Genomic DNA, 364 nt, shown 5'->3' with positions numbered 1-364 from the left:
CGACGCCTTCAATTCCCGTGGTCATCCTCGGTCTGTCCGGCGTGCCGGATGCGGGCGACGATTTCGTGGTCGTCGAGGACGAGCGCCTGGCGAAGGACGTCGCCCAGCAGCGCGAGGCCAAGAAGCGCGAGTCGCGCCTGGTCAAGCAGGCCGGTAACCGCATGGAAGACATCATGGCCCAGATGGGCCAGGGTGAAGGCCAGCAGACCTTGAACCTGGTGGTCAAGGCTGACGTTCAGGGCTCGGTGGAAGCGCTGCGCGACTCGCTGACCAGCCTCTCCAACGACATGATCCGCATCAACGTGATCGCGTCCGGCGTGGGCGGCATCAACGAATCCGACGCCACGCTCGCTGCGGCCTCGAA

General features: G+C 65.4%; 1 pseudogene. It reads left to right on the top strand.

Annotation, left to right across the window (positions count from 1 at the left end):
- Nucleotides 1-17 precede the first annotated feature (17 nt).
- Nucleotides 18-364: pseudogene (locus FLQ44_RS11515) on the top strand (translation initiation factor IF-2); the annotation flags it as partial.

The sequence above is a fragment of the Vogesella mureinivorans genome, assembly GCF_007644035.1.
Taxonomy (GTDB): domain Bacteria; phylum Pseudomonadota; class Gammaproteobacteria; order Burkholderiales; family Chromobacteriaceae; genus Vogesella; species Vogesella mureinivorans.
The sequence above is the reverse complement of the archived record's forward strand: the minus strand, read 5'-3'. Positions and strand labels throughout refer to the sequence as shown.